At 31.5% G+C, this 24,411-nt stretch carries 24 protein-coding genes; 2 read left to right on the top strand and 22 right to left on the bottom strand.

What is annotated here, in order from left to right:
• Positions 1 to 21: 21 nt before the first annotated feature.
• Complete coding sequence (locus B5D14_RS05730) at positions 22 to 1,245, bottom strand: cation:proton antiporter (protein WP_078711637.1); 1,224 nt, start codon at positions 1,243 to 1,245, stop codon at positions 22 to 24.
• Between the two features lie 116 nt (positions 1,246 to 1,361).
• Between B5D14_RS05730 and B5D14_RS05735 the strand changes: the two genes are divergently transcribed.
• Together B5D14_RS05735 and B5D14_RS05740 are read left to right on the top strand one after the other, a co-directional pair.
• Complete coding sequence (locus B5D14_RS05735) at positions 1,362 to 2,258, top strand: LysR family transcriptional regulator (RefSeq protein ID WP_078711638.1); 897 nt, start codon at positions 1,362 to 1,364, stop codon at positions 2,256 to 2,258.
• Between the two features lie 17 nt (positions 2,259 to 2,275).
• Complete coding sequence (locus tag B5D14_RS05740; RefSeq protein WP_078711639.1) at positions 2,276 to 3,274, top strand: acyltransferase family protein; 999 nt, start codon at positions 2,276 to 2,278, stop codon at positions 3,272 to 3,274.
• Positions 3,275 to 3,538: 264 nt separating this feature from the next.
• Here the strand turns inward: B5D14_RS05740 and B5D14_RS05745 are convergent, their stop codons facing one another.
• The 21 genes from B5D14_RS05745 to B5D14_RS05845 form a co-directional block, all read right to left on the bottom strand.
• Positions 3,539 to 5,041, bottom strand: coding sequence for an RNA-binding domain-containing protein (locus B5D14_RS05745; RefSeq protein ID WP_078711640.1), 1,503 nt, complete (start codon positions 5,039 to 5,041; stop codon positions 3,539 to 3,541).
• 452 nt (positions 5,042 to 5,493) lie between these two features.
• Positions 5,494 to 6,309 (bottom strand): Cof-type HAD-IIB family hydrolase, encoded by an 816-nt coding sequence (locus B5D14_RS05750; protein WP_078711641.1) that lies wholly within the window; start codon positions 6,307 to 6,309, stop codon positions 5,494 to 5,496.
• Complete coding sequence (dhaL, locus tag B5D14_RS05755) at positions 6,302 to 6,907, bottom strand: dihydroxyacetone kinase subunit DhaL (protein WP_078711642.1); 606 nt, start codon at positions 6,905 to 6,907, stop codon at positions 6,302 to 6,304. The genes B5D14_RS05750 and dhaL overlap by 8 nt, the downstream gene beginning before the upstream one ends.
• A 56-nt stretch (positions 6,908 to 6,963) precedes the next feature.
• Complete coding sequence (locus B5D14_RS05760) at positions 6,964 to 7,971, bottom strand: dihydroxyacetone kinase subunit DhaK (RefSeq protein WP_078711643.1); 1,008 nt, start codon at positions 7,969 to 7,971, stop codon at positions 6,964 to 6,966.
• Position 7,972: 1 nt separating this feature from the next.
• The gene (locus B5D14_RS05765; RefSeq protein ID WP_078711644.1) at positions 7,973 to 8,623 is read right to left on the bottom strand and encodes a class II aldolase/adducin family protein; all 651 of its coding nucleotides are present in this window, start codon (positions 8,621 to 8,623) and stop codon (positions 7,973 to 7,975) included.
• A gap of 11 nt (positions 8,624 to 8,634) precedes the next feature.
• A complete protein-coding gene (locus B5D14_RS05770; RefSeq protein ID WP_078711645.1) occupies positions 8,635 to 9,978 on the bottom strand; it encodes a PTS galactitol transporter subunit IIC in 1,344 nt (447 codons plus the stop codon).
• Between the two features lie 17 nt (positions 9,979 to 9,995).
• Positions 9,996 to 10,271 (bottom strand): PTS sugar transporter subunit IIB, encoded by a 276-nt coding sequence (locus B5D14_RS05775; protein ID WP_078711646.1) that lies wholly within the window; start codon positions 10,269 to 10,271, stop codon positions 9,996 to 9,998.
• Positions 10,268 to 10,744, bottom strand: coding sequence for a PTS sugar transporter subunit IIA (locus B5D14_RS05780; RefSeq protein WP_078711647.1), 477 nt, complete (start codon positions 10,742 to 10,744; stop codon positions 10,268 to 10,270). Before B5D14_RS05780 ends, B5D14_RS05775 begins: the two co-directional genes overlap by 4 nt.
• A gap of 10 nt (positions 10,745 to 10,754) precedes the next feature.
• Complete coding sequence (locus B5D14_RS05785) at positions 10,755 to 12,827, bottom strand: BglG family transcription antiterminator (RefSeq protein ID WP_078711648.1); 2,073 nt, start codon at positions 12,825 to 12,827, stop codon at positions 10,755 to 10,757.
• 172 nt (positions 12,828 to 12,999) lie between these two features.
• Positions 13,000 to 13,821 (bottom strand): HipA domain-containing protein, encoded by an 822-nt coding sequence (locus B5D14_RS05790; protein ID WP_078711649.1) that lies wholly within the window; start codon positions 13,819 to 13,821, stop codon positions 13,000 to 13,002.
• A gap of 4 nt (positions 13,822 to 13,825) precedes the next feature.
• The gene (locus tag B5D14_RS05795) at positions 13,826 to 14,374 is read right to left on the bottom strand and encodes a helix-turn-helix domain-containing protein (RefSeq protein WP_078711650.1); all 549 of its coding nucleotides are present in this window, start codon (positions 14,372 to 14,374) and stop codon (positions 13,826 to 13,828) included.
• Positions 14,375 to 14,533: 159 nt separating this feature from the next.
• Positions 14,534 to 15,448 (bottom strand): AEC family transporter, encoded by a 915-nt coding sequence (locus B5D14_RS05800; RefSeq protein ID WP_078711651.1) that lies wholly within the window; start codon positions 15,446 to 15,448, stop codon positions 14,534 to 14,536.
• Positions 15,449 to 15,454: 6 nt separating this feature from the next.
• On the bottom strand, positions 15,455 to 16,480 hold the full coding sequence (locus tag B5D14_RS05805; protein WP_078711652.1) for a M42 family metallopeptidase: 1,026 nt from the start codon (positions 16,478 to 16,480) through the stop codon (positions 15,455 to 15,457).
• The gene (locus B5D14_RS05810; protein ID WP_078711653.1) at positions 16,481 to 16,984 is read right to left on the bottom strand and encodes a GNAT family N-acetyltransferase; all 504 of its coding nucleotides are present in this window, start codon (positions 16,982 to 16,984) and stop codon (positions 16,481 to 16,483) included.
• A gap of 144 nt (positions 16,985 to 17,128) precedes the next feature.
• A complete protein-coding gene (locus B5D14_RS05815) occupies positions 17,129 to 19,378 on the bottom strand; it encodes an ATP-binding cassette domain-containing protein (RefSeq protein WP_078711654.1) in 2,250 nt (749 codons plus the stop codon).
• A gap of 113 nt (positions 19,379 to 19,491) precedes the next feature.
• Complete coding sequence (locus tag B5D14_RS05820; protein WP_078711655.1) at positions 19,492 to 20,286, bottom strand: ChbG/HpnK family deacetylase; 795 nt, start codon at positions 20,284 to 20,286, stop codon at positions 19,492 to 19,494.
• Positions 20,283 to 21,197 (bottom strand): hypothetical protein, encoded by a 915-nt coding sequence (locus B5D14_RS05825; RefSeq protein WP_078711656.1) that lies wholly within the window; start codon positions 21,195 to 21,197, stop codon positions 20,283 to 20,285. The genes B5D14_RS05820 and B5D14_RS05825 overlap by 4 nt, the downstream gene beginning before the upstream one ends.
• Positions 21,198 to 21,211: 14 nt before the next feature.
• Positions 21,212 to 21,703, bottom strand: coding sequence for a PTS sugar transporter subunit IIB (locus B5D14_RS05830; protein WP_078711657.1), 492 nt, complete (start codon positions 21,701 to 21,703; stop codon positions 21,212 to 21,214).
• Positions 21,704 to 21,711: 8 nt separating this feature from the next.
• A complete protein-coding gene (locus B5D14_RS05835) occupies positions 21,712 to 22,113 on the bottom strand; it encodes a PTS sugar transporter subunit IIA (RefSeq protein ID WP_078711658.1) in 402 nt (133 codons plus the stop codon).
• Positions 22,114 to 22,121: 8 nt separating this feature from the next.
• Positions 22,122 to 23,192 (bottom strand): AbrB family transcriptional regulator, encoded by a 1,071-nt coding sequence (locus B5D14_RS05840; RefSeq protein ID WP_078711659.1) that lies wholly within the window; start codon positions 23,190 to 23,192, stop codon positions 22,122 to 22,124.
• 16 nt (positions 23,193 to 23,208) lie between these two features.
• Positions 23,209 to 24,399: an N-acetylglucosamine-6-phosphate deacetylase gene (locus B5D14_RS05845; RefSeq protein ID WP_078711660.1), complete on the bottom strand. Its 1,191-nt coding sequence runs from the start codon at positions 24,397 to 24,399 to the stop codon at positions 23,209 to 23,211.
• Between the last annotated feature and the right edge of the window lie 12 nt (positions 24,400 to 24,411).

Here is a 24,411-nt window from a genome sequence, read left to right on the forward strand (position 1 = left end):
ACCAGATGTATTTTAACATATTTAAGATTCAATTACCTTACGATGATGATGTGCTACTGAATGAGTTGGTTCAATTAATCCTGCAAATATAAATGAAAGTTTTGCACAAGCAGGTCCAACCATTTCATAAAGAACTGATGAAGATAAAATAATTGTAAGTAGTAAACTGCCCATTTCTGCTGGTAGAAGTCTTTCTGCTAAGAAAGCCAACCCAATTGCTACACCAGCTTGAGGTATCATTGCTAAACCCATATATTTTTGATAGGTCGTTGGCATACCTGTTAAACGACATCCCATTGCTGTACCCGCATATTTCCCTATAATACGAATTGCAAAGTAACCCACACCAATAAGTCCTGCACTCATTAATGCCATCACATCCAATCTCATTCCCGATACAATGAAAAATAGCGACATAATTGGTGGATTGAATGAATTTACTTGATCGAAAATTTTCTTATCCTTTGTGATATTAATATAGACCGCTCCAAAAATCATACATGATAGTAGTGGAGATACATCAAATTGAGCACAAATACCAGATATAGCCAATAGAAAAGCTAATGTTAAGATAAGTTTATTATCAGTACTTCTATGTTTTAATAATTTGCTCAATGTGATTGCAGATAAGATACCTAGAACCCAAGAAGCCGCATTAAGCAATATTGGTAACATTATTTCTTGTATTTCCACACTACCCAATGTACTTGCATTGATATAGGCAACAACAACTGAAAAAGTTAATAGACAGATTACATCATCTAATGCGACTATTTGTAAAAGGGTATTCACATAATCACCTTTGACATGATATTGGCGTATTGTCATCATTGTACTTGCAGGTGCTGTTGCAGTTGCAATAGCACCTAATATTAATGAGAAGTTCCATGATAAGTTAAATAGATAGCGCATTGCAAATGTAACCAGTAAACCCGCTAAAAGTGCCTCAAAACAAGTAATTACAATTACTTTTAACCCTGTAGCTTTGATAACTTCTTTTTTAAAGAATTTCCCAACACCAAAGGCAATAAAGCCCAATGCAATATCATTAATGAATCCCATATGATTTAATAATGATAGTGGTACTAGATTCATTAAACTAGGACCAATGAATACTCCCGCTAAAATATACCCACTAACATTAGGTAAACTCACTAATTTTGTCATCCTTGTTCCTAAAAATCCTGCAAATAGGATTATTGATAAGGAACAAAGGATTAGTGTTGTTTCATTTATACTCTCCATCACATTCAACCTTCCTTTACACTTCTTGTATGGTATAATTATGGCAAGAATAATACATAAAATAAAATTATGATTATTATGATAGTCATAAATATATTTTATAGCGAGGTGGTTTAATGATCGATCCTAAATTAGAAACACTTCTTGCAGTACACGAAACTAAAAGTTTTACCAAAGCTGCAAAACATTTGAATTTAACACAACCTGCAGTTAGTCAGCATATCAAAATGCTCGAGAAAGATTTGGGGGCTCAATTATTTTTACGTACTGATGGTGCACTTAAAACCACTGTTGAAGGAGAAATTGCAGTCAAATACGCTACACGTATCAAAACACTTTATCAAAATCTTAAACAAGCAATTATTGATCAATCTACACATTTGACACGCTTAACAATTGGAATTACTCATACGGCTGAAAGTAATTATATGGTAGAAACTTTAGCACGATATAGTTCCGACAACCACGGCGTACTCATAACAATTATTTCTGATACTATAAAAAATCTTTATAAGAAACTAAAGACATATGAAATTGACATGGCTATTGTAGAGGGTAAAATTATTGATAATAACTTCAACCATATATTGCTTGATACCGATTATCTTATTTTAGCAGTATCAAAAGATAGTCCATTAAGTAAGAAAAAGATAGTGACCCTCAATGATTTAAAGAAAGAGAAACTGATCTTACGCTTACCTAATTCTGATACAAGAAAACTATTCGCATCTCATTTACAAAGTAATGGCTACTCTATTCATGAGTTAAACATTATTTTGGAGGTAGATAATGTATCAACAATAAAAGACTTGATTATGCAGAACTTCGGTTCTTCTATTCTTCCCCACAGCGTTCTAGTTGATGAAATAAAGAAGAATAAAATTATCGGATTACCCATTGAAAATTTAACCATGTCACGCGAAGTAAATTTAATGTATCACAAAGATTTTAATTATCCCGAATTACTCCAAGAGATTGTATCTCTTTACTCTAGTAATCAGGATACAAATTAATTTTGAGGACTAAGCTTATGAGAAAAAATTATAACGCAATTGATTTAATGAAATTCATTTCAGCATTTCTAGTTATTCTTGTTCACACCTATCCTTTTTATACAAGTGTTCCAACTTTAGGATTTGTTACAAGTAATATTGTAGGACGTGTTGTTATTCCTTTCTTTTTCATCGCTGCTGGTTATTTCTTTCAAAAAGGAAATCCCAATCCAGCAAGATTCAAGAAATATACCTTTAAGCTAATTCGACTCTACCTTGTATGGAGTATCCTTTATATTCCTCTTGGAATACATTTATTGAATGGATTTATGGAGATGACACCTGTACTTTGGGCCGCAGGATCATTTTTGGCTCTAGTTAATTTTGGTACCTATTTTCATCTATGGTATATGGCAGCACTTATTTTCGCTATTTGTTTTTGCTACTTCTACCTCAAAAAATTCTCAATGAAATCATTATTAATCTTGGGATTCATTCTGTTTTTGTTTGGTTGCCTTGAAACCTATTATGGTTTATTACCTAGTGGTGCTTTCTTAGATGCATTTAATATCTACCTCATGATTTTCTTTACCACAAGAAATGGATTGTTCTTCGGAATCCTATTTGTTTCTCTTGGTATGTACATTGCCAAGACAGATTTAGCCGAAAAAATAAAACACGGATGGATTTATTCAGGAGTATTTTTTGTTGCATTATGCGTTGAAGCTTTCTCGATTAAGAATTTAGGTTGGGCTATTGATTATAATTTCTATTTCATGGTTGTACCATTTAGTTTCTTTTGGTTCATTACATTGCTCAATACAAAATTAAACTGGAAAGTTGATTTTGTTGCTATGCGTGAATACAGTGTCATTATTTATTTTAGTCACGGTATTTTCTTAGAACTGATTCCTATCTTATTAGGTACCCAATACGGATACTTGTTTGACAGTGGCGTCTTTAGATTGTTTTCTGTACTCATACCTACTTTGTTATTATCCTACCTCATTAAACATAAAATTCCATTATTAAAATAATAATCAAAATCAAAGATTATTAATTACTTATATTTCAAAACGTTCTCATTGCTAGCCTACAATCTTTCCATTTCGCATAAATTTAGCAATATGTATTCTTTGTCACGTTAAACTTCTTCTACATATTTACTATTTCATATTAAAAACAACCCTTGTTTTAAGAAAACTATTATAAGTTATTCTTATTCCAATATTCTCGGTTGTTTTTTTATTTACTATCAGAATAAATAAATTTAATGACCTCTAATAGTAGAATATTTATATTCATTTAATTGTGAAATATCCACCATTTTTTCTGCTTCCTTGATATTCTACAAGATTAGAATCAACCAGTATTTTCATTTGCCTTTGAATAGTTTTCAAAGGGCGATTACCAAGTTTGCTACTTAGAGCGATTGCATTCAAGCCTTCATTAAATTTAATTGCTTGGTATAAAGAAAGTTGGCCTTTATTAAGTTTGATTTTTATACCCTCATTTATAACCTCATTTATAACCTCATTTTTATTTTGATGTATAAAAAGAGGGTGTATGTAAAGAGTTGTCACAAAGTAAGTTCTGTTTAAATCTGTTTCAAATAGTGGTTCTGGTGAACCATTATTTCTCAACGATGAAACAATTTTTCTGAACCCAGTATTCCTTCCTTCTGTTAATCGTAACTCCTTTAGAAAATCTCCAATTCTTCTGTTTCTATATCGTCTACTTATTGCACGATATTCTTTTAGATGAGTTTGTGTTATAGACCTATCTGCACCAGGATGACTAATCATTTCTATCCTGTCTGCTAACACCCTTACTTCTATTGGTTCTCTAACGTCGTACCCTTTGTGATAAACACAGTTTGACAAAGCTTCTTCAATTGCTTCATAAGGGTAGTTAAAAAATCGATTAGATTCAGCAATACCCTCAACTTTGATTATCTTTTCAGCAATTATATTATTTGAAATATATTGCAGTGCATCTCTCAATTGGATATGCAAAGGACCTTTGAATATTCTTTCGTCTAATCTACCTCCCTCATCTTCATCCGGAAATAAAACAATATCTATTTGCGCTTGTGGAAAAAACTTATCTGGAGTCGGGTTAAAAAACATCAAAGCAATATTTCTTGGTTTTATATATTCAGGCAACTCACATATTAAATTCAAATTTTTGCATAATTCTTCAATACTTAAATCATCAAGATTATCATACAAAGAACTTTTGACTTCATATAGATATTCTTTAACTAAATTTCTTTTGATATCACTAATATTTGCCTCATGATTCACTCTATCATCAAAAGGAATATTATTAGCTAGATTATATAACTCTCTAATCTCTTCCTGTGTTGGAGCTATCGTACTTGACAGCTTTCTAATATAACTAACTCTTTCTCTATTATCTTTTGACATTGTCTTAGGAGATGAATAGGGTCTTAAATTTCCACCTGGAGCCCACACAACAATAAATTTTTTGCTTTTAAAGTCAACGATTTCGGTTATCGGCATGTATTCAGGTTGAATTAATTTAAATTTATTTAACATATCTTTTAAATAACCATCAATTTTATTGGTTTCAACTCCTTTTAGAATCAAATTGTTTTCCCTATCTCTTTCATTGGATATACCAATAATTAAGTAACCACCTCCCCAATTATCAATATCATTGGCAAATGCGCAAATAGTTTTCAAAGAGGAATCAGCATTCCATGTCTCTTTAAATTCTAATCTCGCCCATTCTACAGTTTGCCCAGAAAGCAAATTATTTATATTCGCTGGAATTTTCATTATTTTTATTTCTCCTCTATAAATACTTGTTTTTGCTATTGCGAGCATCGTTTCAGCTAAATAAAGTAGTAAATTCGTTGAATATTTGCTGAAAATAAAAAATGACTAAAACAAAGCCCTTATATATATTTCATATGTTAATAAACGTATTTTTCCTAAATTATTTATGAAATATAAACAGAACTTCATCAAAGTCATCTAATTTTTGTGAATTTCAAATATAAAATTTTTATGCAAAAAATGTATTTCTACCGAACCATCTGAGCAATCATCGAAAATTGAAACAAAACTCAATATGACATTTTTTAGAACTGATTCCTATCTTATTAGGTACTCAACACGGATACTTATTTGACAGTGGCGTCTTTAGATTGTTTTCTGTACTCTTACCTACTTTGTTATTATCCTAACTCATTAAACATAAAATTCCATTATTAAAACAAACTCCAAGTCTATTCTTGGAGTTTGTTATATATTATTTCATCAATTGCTTTTGTAAATCCATCATCATCGTTTGTATCAGTAATCATTGTACAAACCTTTTTGACATCTTCATGCGCCTGCCCCATCGCAACACTAATCCCTGCTTCTTTCAACATGTCGATATCATTGAAATTATCCCCAAGAACAAGAACTTCATCTCGTTGTAATCCAAGATATTTCATTAGGAATTTAATGGCTTTTCCTTTTCCTGATTTCTTATTCAATAACTCAAAACTAAACGTTTCATTTCGTACTGTATAATAATTTTCCAATACTGCTTCAGGTATACAAGAAATAGCTTGATCTATATTTTCCTTATCACCCATGATATTTAACCTACCTATGGGATTGGTTATTTCATAAATATCTGTTTCTGTAATTGGCATGCTCAATATTTTTGAATCATGGTTTAAGGCAGGATTTATCACTTTTTCAAAACTATACAAATCATAGTCACTATAACCTGCTACTTGAATATTAATACCATTTGTATAGCTTTCTATTAGATGATAATCCTCACTATTTAAATACTTAGCACGTAATATCTCATATCCTTTATTTTGATAAACACATGCTCCTGTATTTGTAATGGAATAACTTTCTATTTCTGTAAGATTACACTGCTCTAAAAATTTCTTTATTCCTCCAAGTGGTCTACCTGTTGCAAAGCATACAATAATATTCGAATCTATTAATTTTTTAATTGTTCTTTTATTTGTATCACTTAGTTCTCTATTGCAATTCAGCAATGTTCCATCTAAATCCGTAGCAACAAGTTTAATCATTCAATAACGCTTTGAAAATGATATATGAAACATAAGCGCCTCCGTCAATGTGCCCCAACGTCTTCTCTTTGTGATATGCTGCTCTACCATGAACTGCAATCAGTTTTGATGTTTCTTCCATACCATTTTTTGCTGCTTCATTTGCAAAATGCAACGCTTCTTTTTGATTACCACTTCCACAAAATGCATTTACTGCTGGTTCTAGTGAATCAATAATTGTTTTATCACCCACTTTTGCACCTGTTTTCTCTTTGATATTTTCTAATCCCTTTTTGAACGCTTCTTGAAAATCACTTAATTTTGCATCTGTAATTCCCTTCATGCTTTTTGCCATTCCCATAAAACCAAATGAAATAATTGTTCCAAGTGATGAGGGTGCTGATTCATTGAATGTTTTTGATACTTGCATAAAATACTTTCCAAAATCTTCCTCTTCACAACTTTTAATAAATTCAACTACACTTGAAAATCCTTGATCCATTGAAATTCCTAAATCACCATCACCAAAAGCTTGATCTAATTCTACAAGCTTTGCAGAGTTTTTATGAATCTCAGTTTTAATTCTTTCAAAGTATTGTATACATTCTTTTGTTTTCATAAGTTCCTCTTTTCTTTATTTAGAAATCAAGGTTTGCCTTAACAAACCTTGACTACTTAAAATAGATTATTATTTGTATAAAATGGTGATAACGCAGGATACTCAAGTAACTTCAAGCATTCATCATCCAGTTTAAATATAGTAATTGAACATCCTGCCATCTCCATTGATGTAGCATATTCACCTATATGTGGTAAAACACAACTAACATTTTTTGATTTGCATAATTCAACAAGTTTACGATACAGAACAAACAATTCTTCCAAAGGGGTTGCACCTAATCCATTTACTAACACAGATATCTTATCTTCTGATTTTAAATGAAGCTCCCTATCTATTTTAGTAAAGATTAGTTGAGCAAGATCGTCTGCTTTCATAATATCTGCTATTTCAATTCCCGCTTCTCCATGAATTCCCATTCCGATTTCCATTTTGCCCTCATCTACTGTAAATGTGGGCTCTCCTACAGTTGGAACAATGCAAGGTGATAAGGCAACACCCATTGTGCGTATATTCTCTAATGCCTTTTTTGTAATCGTTGCTACTTCTTCTAAACTATATCCTAGTTCTGCTGCAGCTCCAGCGATTTTAAAAGCATACACCATCCCTGCTACTCCTCGCCTTTTAGCAAAATCTTCAGATGATGCGATATCATCTGTTACAAGTACTGATGATGTTTTAATATCATCAAACTCTACTTCCTCAGTCGCCATCGCAAAATTCATTTTATCTCCACCATAATTACCATATAAGCAGAGTACACCTTTTCCACTATCACAGGCACGAATTAAATCTGCCATTTTTGATGCTGAAGGTGAAGCAAATACATCGCCAATAGCACAACCATCAAGTAAACCTTCTCCTACATACCCAAGGAATACCGGCAAATGTCCACTTCCGCCTGCCGTTACAATTCCTACTTTATCTTTTTTTCTTGAGTTATCAGCACGAACAAGCATTCTAAAGTCATCATTCAACATTTTTACCTGTCCTTGATATGCAAGGCAAATTCCTTCTACTGTTTCCCTTACAAAATCTTGAGGGCTATTCAAAATTTTCTTCATTTTATTTCTCCGCAAATACTTCTGGATATTTCCAACTCTCTAATTCTGCCTTTGTAAATACTGCTGGTTCTTTTCCTTGATTAATCATGAGTGTATTGAAATAAATTTCTGCCACTTCTTCAATATATTGTGCGCTTAAAAATGCATCCGCAAGGGTTGGTCCTAAAGCAATAACACCATGCTTTTCCATCAGTAACATATCAGAATTTACTGCTGTTTCTGCAACACGTTTTGCTAAGTCAATTGTTCCAGGTCTTCCATAAGGTGCTACTGGAATTTTCCCGTCTGCTAATCTAAATCCTGCGATTTCATAGATGACAGCAGGAATTGGTTTATTTAACACCGCAAAGGAAGTTCCCATTTTTGAATGAGTATGAGCAATTCCATACGCATTGGGACAAGCTTTATAAACTTCAACATGCATTAACGCTTCACTTGATGGTTTTAACCCTTCAAGCAGTTTTAAATCTTGATCTAGAACACTGATGTCACTAACTTTTAAACATTCTCTATCAACACCAGATGGGGTTATACACACATATCCAGTTTCTTTATCACGAATACTAAAATTTCCTGATTTATGCTTACACAATCCAATTCTTTGTGCCTCTAGTGCTACTCTTAATACTTCCTCTTTTAGATTTTCTAACATAGTTTCTCCCTCTATTCAGTTTCACTGTCTTTCTTTTTCATTGTTTTAATATAGTATGCAAGTAAACCTGCCATAACAATTAATCCAACGATACCAATGACATTGCCTGATAATCCTGTTGAAATAAAATATCTAAATAATGGAGCCTCAACGCCAAAGTACGTAATCATTTGTCCAGCAGGAATAGTGATTGTACCTACAGCTTGTGCAAGTGCGGTTGCAGCAGGTGCAAACGCAGATGATACAAACAAATATATTGGTGTAAAAATTACGCCTAATATAAACATACGAATTAGATTACCATTCGTTACTACTAATGCTGGTACAGCAACAATAATATTTACAATACCTGCAAGTGGTAAAACATTTGAGAATCCAAATTTAGCCATCAAGAAAGCTAACGCTAATTCAACTGGCACTAAAATAATTGAAACAATCCAAATTTCAGAACGTCCTGCCATAAATGGCCAATCTAGTCCAATATAAATTTCTCTGTCTTTGAATTTACTCTTCATAAATGTTCCAGCAGCATCCGCAATTGGAGCAAGTGCTTGCATAAATAATTTAGCAACCATAGGGAATAGAACAAGTGCTGTAGCAACTTTAATTGCTACTTGCAATGATGATCCAACTGAATTTCCAGCTAGAAGTGATAAAAGTAAACCAACAATGAATCCCATAACACTATTCTCTGAGAAGATTCCAAGTTTTTCTTTTATCTTATCTGTTTCAAAACTCTTTGAATTTAAACCAGGTATTTTATCCATTAATTTGTTAATTGGATTCATCCATAATGCTTGTAGTAACATATAGTGTGTACATGTAACTCCAGGTATACCTGTTTCTTTTTGAATTTGTTTTTGGCTTGCACCACCCACAACTAGTTCAAGTACAACTTGTACTGTTGCTGCTAAGAAACCAAGATAAATATTATTTGTAAATGCACTAACCATTGTAGCTGTGAAAATTTTACCCCAAACATTCCATAAATCTACATTAAGAACATTTGTCCAATTAAAGCCTAGCATGACTAAGTTAATAATAATTTGTAATGGAAATACTAATAATGCATATGGCCAAGCCCATGCAATTGCAGCCATAGGCGACCAACCCACATCAATTACATTGAGTGCAATACCCGTGTTCTCAACAAATTGAGTTGCTACTGGTGATATAGCACCAAACATAAAATCTAAAATTACTGACATACCTGTAAATGCAACACCTAGTGTTAGACCTGCAATTACAGCTTTCTTTAGTTTTAATTTTACAATTAGTCCAATAATTATCATAATTACTGGCAAAAATATCGCTGCCCCTAATCCTAAAATATATTGCAGAATATCATTAAACATTTTCTATCCTCCTTGTCTTACTTAAGTAAGTTTTTTAGTTTTTCGAATTCTTCGTCAATGCCCATTCCTGTTAAGAATGCAATTCCATTAACAGTTGGAACATCATATGATTTTGAACCTGGAACAATTGTGATATAAACATCCACAGAATCAATGATATTGTCTAATGACTTAATATCCACTGCTTCAACATGACAATTGATTCCTTCATTTTCTAGCATTGATTCAACTTTTGATGCAACTGTTTGTGATGTTGCTACTCCCGATCCACATGCTACGACTACTTTTTTCATATACACTCCACCTCCTTTTCTTTTAAAATTTGTAAAAATTCTTCTTTATTTCTTGCCCTAGCAAGAGCTGAAACATTATCTTGATTCGATAATATATTCATTAAAAGTGATAAAACTGGAACTTGATTCTTTGGTTCACTTATCGCTAACATAAATATCAAATTTACCTCAATCTCCATTTTAGGATCTGCCATATATTTAAATTTCACAGGTCTATTTAGCTTCGCAATTGCTATTGCGTTCTTATTCACATGTTTACTTTCAGTATGTGGAATCGCAACATTGTAATTACCTAGCAATAACCCTGTTGGATATATTTCTTCTCTATTTAATACCCCCTCCAAATACGTTTCCTTTACAATTCCCATTTCTTGCATCTTGTTTGCTAAAATTTGAAGAACTTTTTCTTTGTCTTGCTCATCAATATCTAAAATCACAAGATCTTCATTTATTGATTCACTTAAAATTCCCATACCATTTCTCCTATTCGTATTCTTCTATTAATTTGTGTAAACACTTTGGTGTTTGACATTCCATCATTTTTTGATAAAACTCTTTATTTTGTAATAAATTAACTAAACTAAAGAATGCTCTTAAATGTGATGCCATATCTGTTACTGATAAACAACAAACAAACTGAACTTCTCCTAATGGAGAATTGTAATCTACAGAATGATTTAATTTGATTAAACTAAATCCAGTTTTCTTCCCACCATCATCAACTCCTGCATGGGGTACCGCAAATCCTTTTGCTAAAACCATATAAGGACCATTACTCTCAATTTTATTGATCATTGCATCAATATAACGTTTTTCTATATAACCCTTGTTCAATAATATTTCTGCTGATTTAGAAATACTTTCTTTCCAAGTTGATGCATCTTTTCCAAATTCAATCATCTCAATAGGGAGTAATTCAGATAGTTTTTTCTTTTCAGTTATCTCAGAATTTTCGCTAGTGTCTTTGCTTGATATTTGTTTCTTGACGACACTCTTTACTCTTTCTACAATTTCTCTCTCTTCTTTGAGATTATATTCCCTGAGTATTTCTGTAATTTCTGAAACTAGATTCTCTTCCTTTATTCCTTTTTCATTTAATAACCTTTGCGATTTAATGCTATTTACAGCTTGTGTTATTTTCGAGTAATCATCATCAGAGAAATTTAGATTAATTTTTATCCATGGAATTTCAATTTTTGATTCTCTACTTTTTACAGTAGATAGAATCATATCGACACCCTCCAATTCAAAATTATCAGAAGCATGTACAGGCAAGATATCAATGATTGAGAAATCAAAATTGTTTTTTATCTTCTCCAAAAGCAATTGACTAGAAGCAATTCCTACATCACTTACAAGAACGACTTTAATTCCTGATTCTTTAATTTTTTTTCTTTCAATGGCTGCACACACATGCAAGACAATATATTCTTTTTCTATTTCTTTTATAGGTCGATTAAGTAGTTCTTCTAGAATATACATCGATCCATCAATAGCTTGTGCTATGTGTTTATTTTCATTACATACTTCTTTTAAAATTTTCTCATCAATGACATGTTGAATTTTCTTTCTTGTCATATATTCAACATGCAAGCATAATCTAATAAAGAATAAATAGTCATTTGATAAATCCAAATGCAATGATTTCTTTAATTCCTCAATTAGTCGATTTACATAAAATTGAATACGAATGATGTCATTACTTACTTTGTTGGTCTTCAGATATTTCAGATTACTAAGTATATTCGCTACACCATTGATTTCCTCTACTGGTAAATTAAGTGCGAATTCCTGATCAATGAGTTGACACAATTTATTTGCATTAATCTTATATTGCTCATCGATCTTAGAAGCAATGTCTCTAATTAAATAACCTTCACGAATGCGATGCATCATAATATACAAATAAGCATTTATTCTTTTATAAGAGGAATCAGTCATCATAATCTTGCAATTCGATTCAAAATAAGACATGACTTGGTTAACTCGATCAATCCCTTTGTCTTTTAAACTCTCGTTAAATGTTCTACTCAGTCCAATACTGAATACTGAGGTATCTGAGCAAATCATATCCAATAGCAACATTCGCTTGGAGTATTCATCTCCTTCAAGTTTTATTCCTTTATATTGCTCTGATGTATAACTTACATCATGTTTTTTTGCAAATTCAGAAAGTACTTTTAAATCCATATTCACCGTAGAAACACTAATATATAATCGTTCTGCCATTTCTGAAATTGTTAGATAATCATCAGCTTTTAATAGCATTTCAATAATGATATAAATTCTTTCATCTCTAGAAAGCTTATAATCATAGAATCCACTCTCATTAATTAAATGAAGACAACTTTTTAAATCACTATAATCAAATGAGATATCCTTGTTTTGATGAATTATTATTTCCTTCATCTTTTTTTCACAGAGAAAATTATTCAATTCTTGAATATCATTTCTTATACTTCTTTCTGAAACATTAAATTCATAAGCCAATTGAGTAATGGTTATCTCTGGATTATCCAATATTGAAATTATTATTTTCTTTGTTCGAATGTTCATAGCTTCCTCCTAATTTAAATTCTATATGAATCATTTTTTTATACCAAATTCGATTCTTTACTTATTTTTTGGAAAAAAATAAACTTCGACAATTGCTATCGAAGCTTATTTCTTAATAAACTGTTTTTTCTTTATATATTATGCTGTTTATGTGGTAAAACTTAAATCCATTTCAATTCTTATTTTTTGCGAATAGATAAATATACTTCCTTCTTTGACTATTTATGATTTCACAAACTCTTTTTTTATACTCTTCCGGATAATTCAATTCTTTTTCTAGTATCTCTTCTACTATGTTTCTATCAAATAGAAAATTGATTTGCATTCCATATTTTTTCTCCGCTGCATCAAGTTGTTCATCAAAGCTTGTGCAAAATGTTTTTGATTTTACAGTTTCAATCAATTTTTCCGTTTCTTTCTTCATTGGATAATCCATTGTTACATCAGCTAGTAGAGATGCTCCATGATCGAAAAAGGGACAAAATTGATAATCTCCTCTTTCATCTAATATGAATGCGATGTTATTCATATGGCGATCTTCATTTAGAAAAATTGCATCTATTTCCATGATTTTTGTTAAATATTCTCCCACATGTTTTAGCCCCGTTATCTCTTCTACTTTTTGCACAACAAAATCAATTCTATCTTCAACATTTTGTATACCATATATCGATTGATTAAGACTATGTCCATACACCTTTTTAAACAACTCCTCCATTGTTATTAATCTACTTCCCTCTTTTAGAAAATTCAAACTTTTGCATCCTAAAAACTCATTATCTTTATATTCTATAATTTCTGTATCATATAGCACAAATTCATTAGCTGATAGTGATGAATAAGAAATCAATTTCGAAACAACATACTCGCTTAATCCCTCATAACCTGTGTAATCAGCTTTATACCACTCTTCATTTTGTCTCCATTTTAATTGATTACCTTTTGATGAACTTCTATTCAATTGTTCAACAGACTGTTCCAATAATTTTACCATAGTATTACCTTTCTACTTTTATCCAAAATTCATCTCCATATACTCTTCCTTCAGTTTTTTCAATTATCAAAAACGGATCATAAAATGGTATATCCAATTTTCTTAATTCAACTTTCAGCATATCTCTTTCCTCAGGAAAACATCTTTCTTTCAAAAAGTTTTTATAATCTTCATAATCAGGATTCAAATTATTACCAAAAGCTCTATCCAAAACATTATTTGTGTAGTTGACTATTGATATTAATTGTTTTTTCTCATCAATATCAATTAAAGTACATATTCTTTCTCCTAACATATAATACAATCGGATTATGTTTTCTCCTTTACTTGGAATTATCAATTTTTGTAGTAGATTTGGATTTTCATTTAAAAGCCATAATAATTTAGCTACTGAACCATCCGCTTGCGTTCTTTCAGCTTCCCATGCTTCAACTGTCCGAGATGAAACATTCAACAATTCTCCTAATTCTCTTTGTGTTAGCTTATATTTTTTTCTTATTTTCTTTATTTCGATTGCTGGAATTTTGGGAACTCTCAAAAATTTATTATTCATATCTCACCTCAACTACGATATTATAGTATTATTTAATATATTCTTATACTATTTTATAGTATATGTCAATGGTTTTAATCACAATTTAGTCAAAACAATTACTAAATGGTAATTTGCAAACAAAAACCTGATAAATATCAGGTTGATTTGTAATCTCAATTACCAAAACATTTGTGCAAGTACAACGATGATCGGAATAGTAACAATACTTAATATTGTTGTAAAAGAGATAATATGTGCACTTGTTGTATAGTCTTTATTATACATCTGCGCAAAGATTGCAAGAGTATTGGCGCAAGGCACACTGTTAGCAACCAATACAATTAATTTGATTTGCATGTATTCATTGGGTATGAATTTCAAGAACAATATAGAAAGTAGTGGTATTGCAATAAGTCTAGCAATCGCTACTAAATAACACTTCTTGTTTGTAAATAATTTAATAATTGAGTCTTTTGCTAAATATGTTCCTAGCACAATCATACTTAATGGTGTATTCATCGTCCCTATGCTTCGAAAAACATCTTCAATAATTGTGGGTAATTGAATTGGTGTACAATAGAGTACTAACCCGATAATTACCGCTAATGTATTTGGATTAGTGATAACCTTTTTAAATGATACTTCAGTTTTGTCACCAGTCATCATATAAATACCTAACGTCCAGACCAAGATAATGAATATAACAATGTATGCACTTAGATAAAATACTGCATCTTGACCAAACATTGCAATAATAATGGGTACTCCTACAAAAGAAGAGTTTGTAAAGATAGAAGCAAAACGCTCTATGAGTTTATCACCTTTGAACATGATGTTTGCAAAGATAATACCTATTGCAATAACAACTATACTTAATACAAAGGATAATCCCAATAGTTGAAATTCTACTATATTAAATTCACGAATAAATGATGTTACTAATACACTTGGAATAACATAACGCAATAAGAAATTTCCTACTTGTTTAACTGTTTCATCATTGAATACTTTTTGTTTGTACAAGATATAACCAACAAACATTAAACAAAACATTTTAACAATTTGAATTAATAAAGGGATAACAATTTCCATATTTTATTACTTTACATATTCAAGTAATAATTGAACACTAGATTCAACAGCTTGAATATGACTTCTTTCCATTCCGTGACTTGCATGAACTCCAGGACCAATAAGCGCACCTTTGATGTTGTTTGATGATCTAAGTGCCGTTGATACATCTGATCCATACATTGGATATATATCTACTGCATAGTTTAATTTATTCTTCTTAGCAATATCAATTAACTTAGAAGTCATTTCATAATCATATGGACCACTACTATCTTTCGCACAGATTGATACATCATATTCAGTACATGCTAAGTCTGTTCCAATACATCCCATATCAACACCAAGAAGTTCTGTAATATCACTTGGAATCCAAGCTCCACCATGACCAACTTCTTCAAAAACTGTAATCATAAAATATGTCTTGTGAGATAATTTCATTTTGCTTGAAGATATTTGTTCAAGAACGCTAAATAAAATCGCAACACTTAACTTATCATCCAAGAATCTCGATTTGATAAAGCCACTTGGTGTAATTTCAACATTGGGTTCAATGGCAATGAAATCACCATGATGTATCCCTAGTTTTTCTACATCTTCTTTATTTTTTACAATTTCATCAATTCTTACTTCCATTGTATCTTCATTACGTTCTAGTGTTGTTGCATCCTTATACACATGAATACTTGGTGAATTACTTAATATTGTTCCAGTATATACTTTTCCATCGCGTGTATAAATTCTGCAATACTCTCCATCTAATGTATTCATAATAGGACCACCTACTTTAGTAACCGCAAGTTTCCCATCTGCTTTTATTGAACGAACCATTAACCCTAAAGTATCTGCATGTGCACAAACACCTTTAGCCTCTTGATTCTTCCCCTCAACTTCAATAATTAAATTCCCTTTTTGAGTTACACTAGTCTTAAAACCTAAATGCTCTGCTTCTTTCTTTAAATAGTCAATCGCATTTTTTGTAAAACCTGATGGACTATCAATTTTCAATATTTTCTCTACTAATTCCATCGTATATTTTTTATTAAATTTCATTTATTTTATCCCCTTCTCATAAGCAATTCTTGGTGCATTATCCATAACATACACTTTTCCACATTCAACAAATCCATTCTTTTCTATACATCTTCTCATTGATTGATTTAATTCATGTGTATCAATTCTCATATAGTTTACACCTTTTTCTAAAGCTTGTAACTTAGCAAATTCAAAAAACTCTTTCGCTAGTCCTTTCCCTTTAGCATTTTGATTAATCGCTATTCTGTGGATTACACAATAAGGTTCATCTGCTAACCAATTACCCTCAATGACCGCATAATAGGGGTCTCTATCAAAAGAAAGCATACACGTACCTAAGATCTCTCCATTTTCTTCTAAGACATAATTGTGTTTACTTTCGATATCATGAATGACTGTATCGATATTAGGATATCCATTTTGCCATTGGGGTATATTTTTTGATTTTAAATACTCTTGTGCTTGTTGGATAATGTTATAAATTACATCTTTATCTTCAAGTTTAGCTAATCTAATTTCCATAATTCTATTCCACCTTAATATCTATCTAATATAGTACCACAAGTTAATCTTAGTTGATAAACAAACAAGAATTAGAAAGAAGTAATTTTTGTATTATCTTTTCCTTATGCGCAATATAAAAACGAACCGGAGTTCGTTTATATTTTACTTAACTGATTTTCTTAGATATTCTGCCGTTATTGTATTTGATGATTCTATCATTTCTAATGGAGTACCCGTAAATACCACTTCTCCTCCTTTAGTTCCACCATCAGGGCCAATATCAATGATGTAGTCTGCTAACTTCATGACATCCAGATTATGTTCGATAACCACTACGGTATTTCCTCTTTCCACAAATCTTTCAAGCAATCTCATGATATTTTTAACATCTGAAGCATGTAATCCAGTAGTTGGTTCATCAAGTAAATAGATATTTCCCTTTTGATCTAAATATTTAGCTAACTTAATTCTTTGTAACTCACCACCTGATAAAGTTGACATCGGTTGACCTAATGATAGATAAGATAAGCCAACCTCTTGTAAAGCATGAATCTTCTTGTATATTTTCTTATTGTCTTTAAAGAACTCTAACGCATCATCAACTGTAAGTTTTAATATCTCTAAAATATTTTTCCCAAGATAAGTATAAGAGAGTGATTCATTACTATATCGATTACCTTCACAAACTTCACAGGTTGTAATTACTGGATCCATAAAGACAAGTTCAGTAACGATAACCCCTTTACCCTTACAATTAGGACATGCACCTTTACTATTAAATGAGAATAATGATGGCTCTACATGATTTGCATCAGCAATAAGTTTTCTTATTTCATCAAAGAATCCAAGATAAGTCACTGGCATTGATCGATTTGTCGCGGTGATGGATGATTGATCAACAATAATAACTCGTTCTTCGTACTCTTTTGCAAACACATCTCGAAATAAACTTGATTTCCCAGATCCAGCCACACCCGTTACAACGCACAATACATTTTCAGGGACATCTACTGATACATTCTTTAGGTTGTGTACTGAAGCATTTCTGATGGGTAAATAATGAGTTGCACATCGTGGATTATTTTTGACTTCAATCTTTTCACACATTGCCATTCCCGTTAATGTATCCGTCTTTAACAAATCAGAATAACTTCCTTGATACAGAACTTCTCCACCATATTTACCTGCACGAGGCCCAACATCAATAATCTCATCTGCTATTGATATGACATCTTTATCATGTTCAACAACAAGCACTGTATTCCCTTTATCTCTTAAACTTTTAAGCAATTGTGTCATACGATATACATCTCGTGGGTGCATCCCTGTACTTGGTTCATCAAAAATATAGATAAGCCCTGTTAATGAACTTCCCATATATCGTACTAGTTTTAATCGTTGGGCTTCTCCTCCAGAAAGTGTTACCGATTCTCTATTCATACTCAAATAAGGTAATCCAATATCAATCATTCTAGTTAGTGATGAAACTAAAGTCTCAACAATACTCACCCCTCGAGGATCCTTTACTTCCTTTAGTACATCTCTAAGTTGAGTAAACTCCATCTCACACATTTCATCAATACTATACCCATTAATCTTACATGACCGTACTTGCGTATTGAGTCTTTTTCCATGACAATCATCACACTCATGCTCAATAACCAGTTTCTTTAATCTTGCGATTGTTTGATCACTCGAATTTGATAAGTCTCTTTTTATTAGAAGTCGTTCCATATAGTTATAAATGCCTTCCATCTTTTTATGAACTTGGGAACCACCTTTTTCATAAGCACCATAAAGCATCAAATTCTTTTCTTCTTTTGTATAATTTTTCCATTTTTTATCTAAATCAAATAATCCTGTCGATGTAATCTGTTTCCAATACCAGTTATCAACGTGATGAGCAGGAATATCCAACATATCTTCATTAAGACTTTTATCCTCATCAATAACTTGTTTCATATCCACATCCACAACTTTTCCAATCCCAAAGCACGTTGGACACATTCCACTTGGGTCATTAAATGAAAAATAAGATGCCGTTCCAACATAAGGAGTTCCAATACGTGAATACAATAATCGCAGTGCAGAGTACATATCACTGATTGTCCCTACAGTTGAACGTGCATTACCACCTAGTCGTGATTGATCAATGATGACAGAGGCTGTTAAGTTATCAATGTAGTCAACTCTTGGTTTTACATACTTAGGTAATCTTCCTCTTATAAAAGCGGAGTATGTTTCATTCATCTGTCTTTGACTCTCTGCTGCAATGGTATCAAAGACAATACTTGATTTACCTGATCCAGATACTCCCGTAAATACGACTATTTTCTCTTTGGGAATCGCTAGTGATACATTCTTTAAATTGTTTTGTGTTAAGCCTTTGATGATAATCTTGTTATGTTCCATACTTTTCTCCTCCATCATTTGTTCAATCACTATACACTCTACCACCGTGGAAGAGTCAACCACTATTTAATGACTTACCAGATAAAAATAAGAAATGGATTTTCATCCATTTCTTATAAATCTTCATATGTTATCAATTCAACATTATTATTTGTAATAAATTCTTTGATTTTTCTTGATGTTGCTGCTGCTAAATCCTTCATGCGAATTGCAGTATATGTAGACAATGGAAATAACTCTTCTTCCAAATATCCACAATGACAAATATAGGATACTTTGTCATAGCTCAAATATTTTTGCAATGCATTTATTAATTTTGATTCAACATCAGTAGCCATTTGAGCTTCAAAGGAAAAAGGTTTTGGATTCCAATCAACCGCAACTCTTTGTGCACCTGATTCTTGAGTTACTTTATAAGATAATCTTAAATCATATTTTTTTGCTACTTCTTCCATTGCTCTTTTAGTATTTGGAGTAGAAAGCGAGTGCCCATGAAAATAACCTGGTTTTCTACCCATTAGTTCTATAAACTTTAATACTTGATTTTCAATTTCAATTAGTACTTCTTCATAAACATATGGATCAGATTCAAAATATAAAATATTTCCTTCTTTCTTAATCAACTTTCCTTCATTCATTCTTCTTACAGAACTAATGAAATTACCCTCTTCATCGACTAATGATGGAATAATATTTGGATCACTTATGGGTTTTCCTGCAACAAGATTAATATCTTGTCCAACGCAAATTCCTTTTAACCCTTTTATTTCATTGGCAGCATTCTCACTTGAAGGCATATTTACAAATAACCCTGTATTTCTAACTACACCTTGATTAATTGCCTTTAATATTCCATAAGTTATTGAATCTGTAAATCCATAGTCATCTGACTGAAATAATAATTTCATGCTTTATCCTCCAAGTAATTTACCAATACATCTTTGATCTTTTCCAAACGCTCAACATTCACATGATAATCTTCTTTTGTTCTTATGTTTTTAACCACAAACTGATTATCCCTTAAGCTTCCACTTCCTACATATATTACATTTTTTGAACTATCTAGAATTGTATTGGTATCTGTATTTTCATAAATTCTTTCATAAATATCTAATTCTTTATTATTTTTGATTTTATCCACATTTATTTTTTTCTTATGTACACATACCAGTTGCTCTCCATAAGCTAAACTATCAAGAATCATGACTTTTGCATCTTTCTTTATAAAATCATCAATTTCTCTATAACCCTTAAACGAAGCTACTGCATTATCCACAAGTATAAACGCGGTGTTTGTTTCATATTTAAGTTTTGCTAATTCAATGAGCAAAGCTACACTTGCACTATTCCGATTCATATTTATTTTATTTGCATTACCATACAAAATTTTCGCTGCCATCAATAACATTACTATTGTTATAAAACCTAAGTATAAAATTTGTAATTGCGATAAATTCTTAAATATAAATGCATATACAAGAAATGGAATTGAAAGTAATAGAGATAATGACAATTGAGAAATCAGTATTTTTTTCTCACTCTTAATATTTTTATTAATATGAAACGGATAATAATCAACATTAAAAAAATACGCTTTTGATGGTGTATCATATGCTGCAATTACAACTTTATCCGCATTAGAAATATCACCTACAATACAATGAATCCCTTTACTTAAGATATCCTTTTTTTTCTTAATTTCTAAGGGTTTATCATATGCTTTTAATTCTTCTACTACCTCACTTAAAAACACATTCTTTTGTCTTCTTGAGTATCGCTTCGATAGAATTACCCCGTATTTCATTAATGTATCTTTCATCGATATAACCCCAATTATTTGAATAACCCACCAACATCTTCTGCTGGTTCTTCAGGAGTTGTTTGATATACACACTTCACTCCTTTTTCGATAATTTTTTTAAATTGCTCAACTTCTTCATCATCACAATAAATATTGTTTCCATATGCTTTGCGTTTCATTCCCGGTTTTTCAGGAGCAACTCTTCCATAATTACCTACATTGATGTAAGTAATTCCTGAAATATTCTCTAGCACTGTTACTGCATCCTTAGGATTATTAACCAACAATAATATCTTCATTGATTCACATCTTGGATCTCTCAAAAGTAAAATTGCATCATTAACACTTTTTATTGCAGTTTTAATTCCTGCGGGTGCTGCCATTTTTAATGTTTTTTGAATTAATACATTTGTAGAAGCATTATCATTTGCAACAACAATGTGATCTACCCCTGTATGTTTTGACCACTTTATCGCGATTTGTCCATGTATCAATCTTTCATCTATTCTAAATAATGTAATCATAATTCCTCCTAAAAGAATTCTTCCTCTTCTATTTCTTTGTCTACTACTCGCATTGTATATTTGTTTGCTTCAGCAATAATCTCATCTATTCTTATTGGCGAAATTTCCTCTGAAGTCGCTATTTCCAATAATATAGCTAAGTTGATGCCTGATATAAGGAAAGTATTTTTCTTGTTTATATATTTATAAAGTATTTGATTTACACTTCCCCCATAAATATCCGACATCATTATTACTTGATCATCTTCATCAACTCCCTTGAAGAATTCATCAACTAATTCTTCAACATTTGAATTATCTAGATATGCATCTATTGTGTGAATTTGATCCGTATTTCCTAACAAAATATTAGCTGAACTTTTCATTCCACTTGCTAATTTACCATGTGATGCAATAAGTATTTTTTTCATAATTTCTCCTAAATATAAGTCATAAATAATTGTATTAAAATCGGCATAATACCAATTGCATAAACTAATCTTGCTACTTGAATAATTGAAGTTTTTTTCATATCTGCACCTAAGTCACCTGCAATCAGTGCCATATCACTTACTCCAGCTGGGCTTGATGCAAATAATGCCGATTTAAAATCTAAGTATTTTATCCTATTGCAGATTTTTCCATATAGATAATTAACCACTAAATAACTAAGTAGCAAGAAAACCGCTGGTAATATTAATTCCTTTAAACCTAAAATTGTATCTCTTGTAACTGAGCATCCTACCAATGAACCAGCACATATTTGCGCAGCTATTCTTACTTTATTTGGCATGTATGTTTGTGTTGTTGTTGAATTAAATATCGCAACTAATGTCATTGAACATACTAAGACGCCTGATGGAAAATTTGTTAAGAATCCAATTATTCCAGCTAATAAAGTAATTAATAACGTAAATACTAATTTTTCATTTTTTGATTTTATAAATTTTGCTAGAAATTGATTTAATCTACCATTAAGATTTACTTCTGAATCAGTACAGTTAACTGTATTAATTTTTTCATCATCTTTTCTTGTTATCCATTGAATCCATGATGGAAAAAACAACAAGGTACCAACTAATCTTACTAGTTGAAGTAAGGCAACTATAGATGCATCAGCATTCATATCTAAACTAATAAGTGCCATATCTGTTACTCCACCCGAAACACAAGAAAGTAGGGCTGTTACTAAATCTACCTTACTTATCATTGCAATTCCAATGCCTACTACAAATGTATTTACAGTTAACATTAATACCAACAAGATTATCGGCTTTATTAGTTTTTTAATTTGCATCAAATCTTCTTTATATACTTGTACCCCTATAAATGCACCCGATATTGCTTGTGTAATCAGTTTTATTTCCACTGGTAAGTAGGCATTACCAATACATACATTGAATATTCCTACAGCAATCATACTTCCAACCATTCCAGGAGCAGGTGTTTTTAATTTCTTTGCAACGACATATCCAAAGTATCCTACAAGAATTGTTAAAAGTATCTCCATCTTTTAATTACCTTAATTACAATTCAGCTATTTTTTTCTTCATTGCTTCATGATTATAGAAATCTTCTTTTTTATTGATTGCAGAATCAAATCCGATTTTTCCTTGAATATATGTCCTTAATACCTCATAGTCATGATTAATAATCACAATATCAGCTTCTTTTCCGATTGTTAGCGAACCTGTGTTTTGATTTATTCCCAAAAATTTAGCTGGATTTAATGATGCCATTTTGACAATTTCTTCAAATGGAACTTTTACTATTTTTTCTAATTTTTCCATATTAGATAACACCCATTTCCCACTTCCACAAATTCTTCCATCTGAGTTTAAAATCAATCCCTTTTCATCTGAAAACATCTCGCGATCATATCGGATATATCTTCCCGTAGGTAATCCTGCCATGAAATTTGAATCTGATATCAAACAAAACTTATCATATGGTTGACACTTAAACATCAATTGCATCATTTCACTACATACATGATTCAAGTCTGCTATGAGCTCATATTGAATATTATTTTCTAATAACAATGCTCCTAAAGCTCCTACATCTCTGTGATGTATACCCTGCATTCCATTTCCTAAGTGTGTAGCAATATCTAACTTAACTTTTCTTTCAGCATCATGAATTTGTTGTGATTTAGCTTTCGTATGACAACACGCTACTTTTATATTTTCACTATGTAAATATTTAATGACATCATATGCATTTTCAAGTTCTGGTGCTATCGCCATCATTTTCAAAGATCCGTTGGCTAACTCAACTAGACGCTTTGTTTCTTCTAAGCTAGGGGTTGGCCAAGTCATCCCAATTGTATTTTCTCCACCTCTTGCCCAAAAGGGTCCCTCACTATGGATTCCATGGATTCGTGCTCCTTCATAATCGCTTTGCATCACATCATGTATTGCCACAAATGCTTCTTCTTTAGCAGTTGGTAATACGCCTGTAACACCCACTGTAGCTAATGATTTACAAAATCCAATAATGTCTTCTTTGTTTGCAGGATCAGTCATTGACCACCCACCAAAGCCATGATTATGAATATCGATTATTCCTGGAATAACACGATATTTTGAATAATCAATTATTTCTCCTACAGGTACTTCTTCAGTAATATCTATAATTTTATTATCTTCAAATATGATATACCCGTTTAAAACTCCACCTTCTGTGTATATTTCATTTGATTTAATTATTGTCCTCATAACGTTCCTTTC

Origin of the sequence: Anaerorhabdus furcosa (genome assembly GCF_900167375.1) — a bacterium.
Lineage (GTDB): Bacteria > Bacillota_I > Bacilli_A > Erysipelotrichales > Erysipelotrichaceae > Anaerorhabdus > Anaerorhabdus furcosa.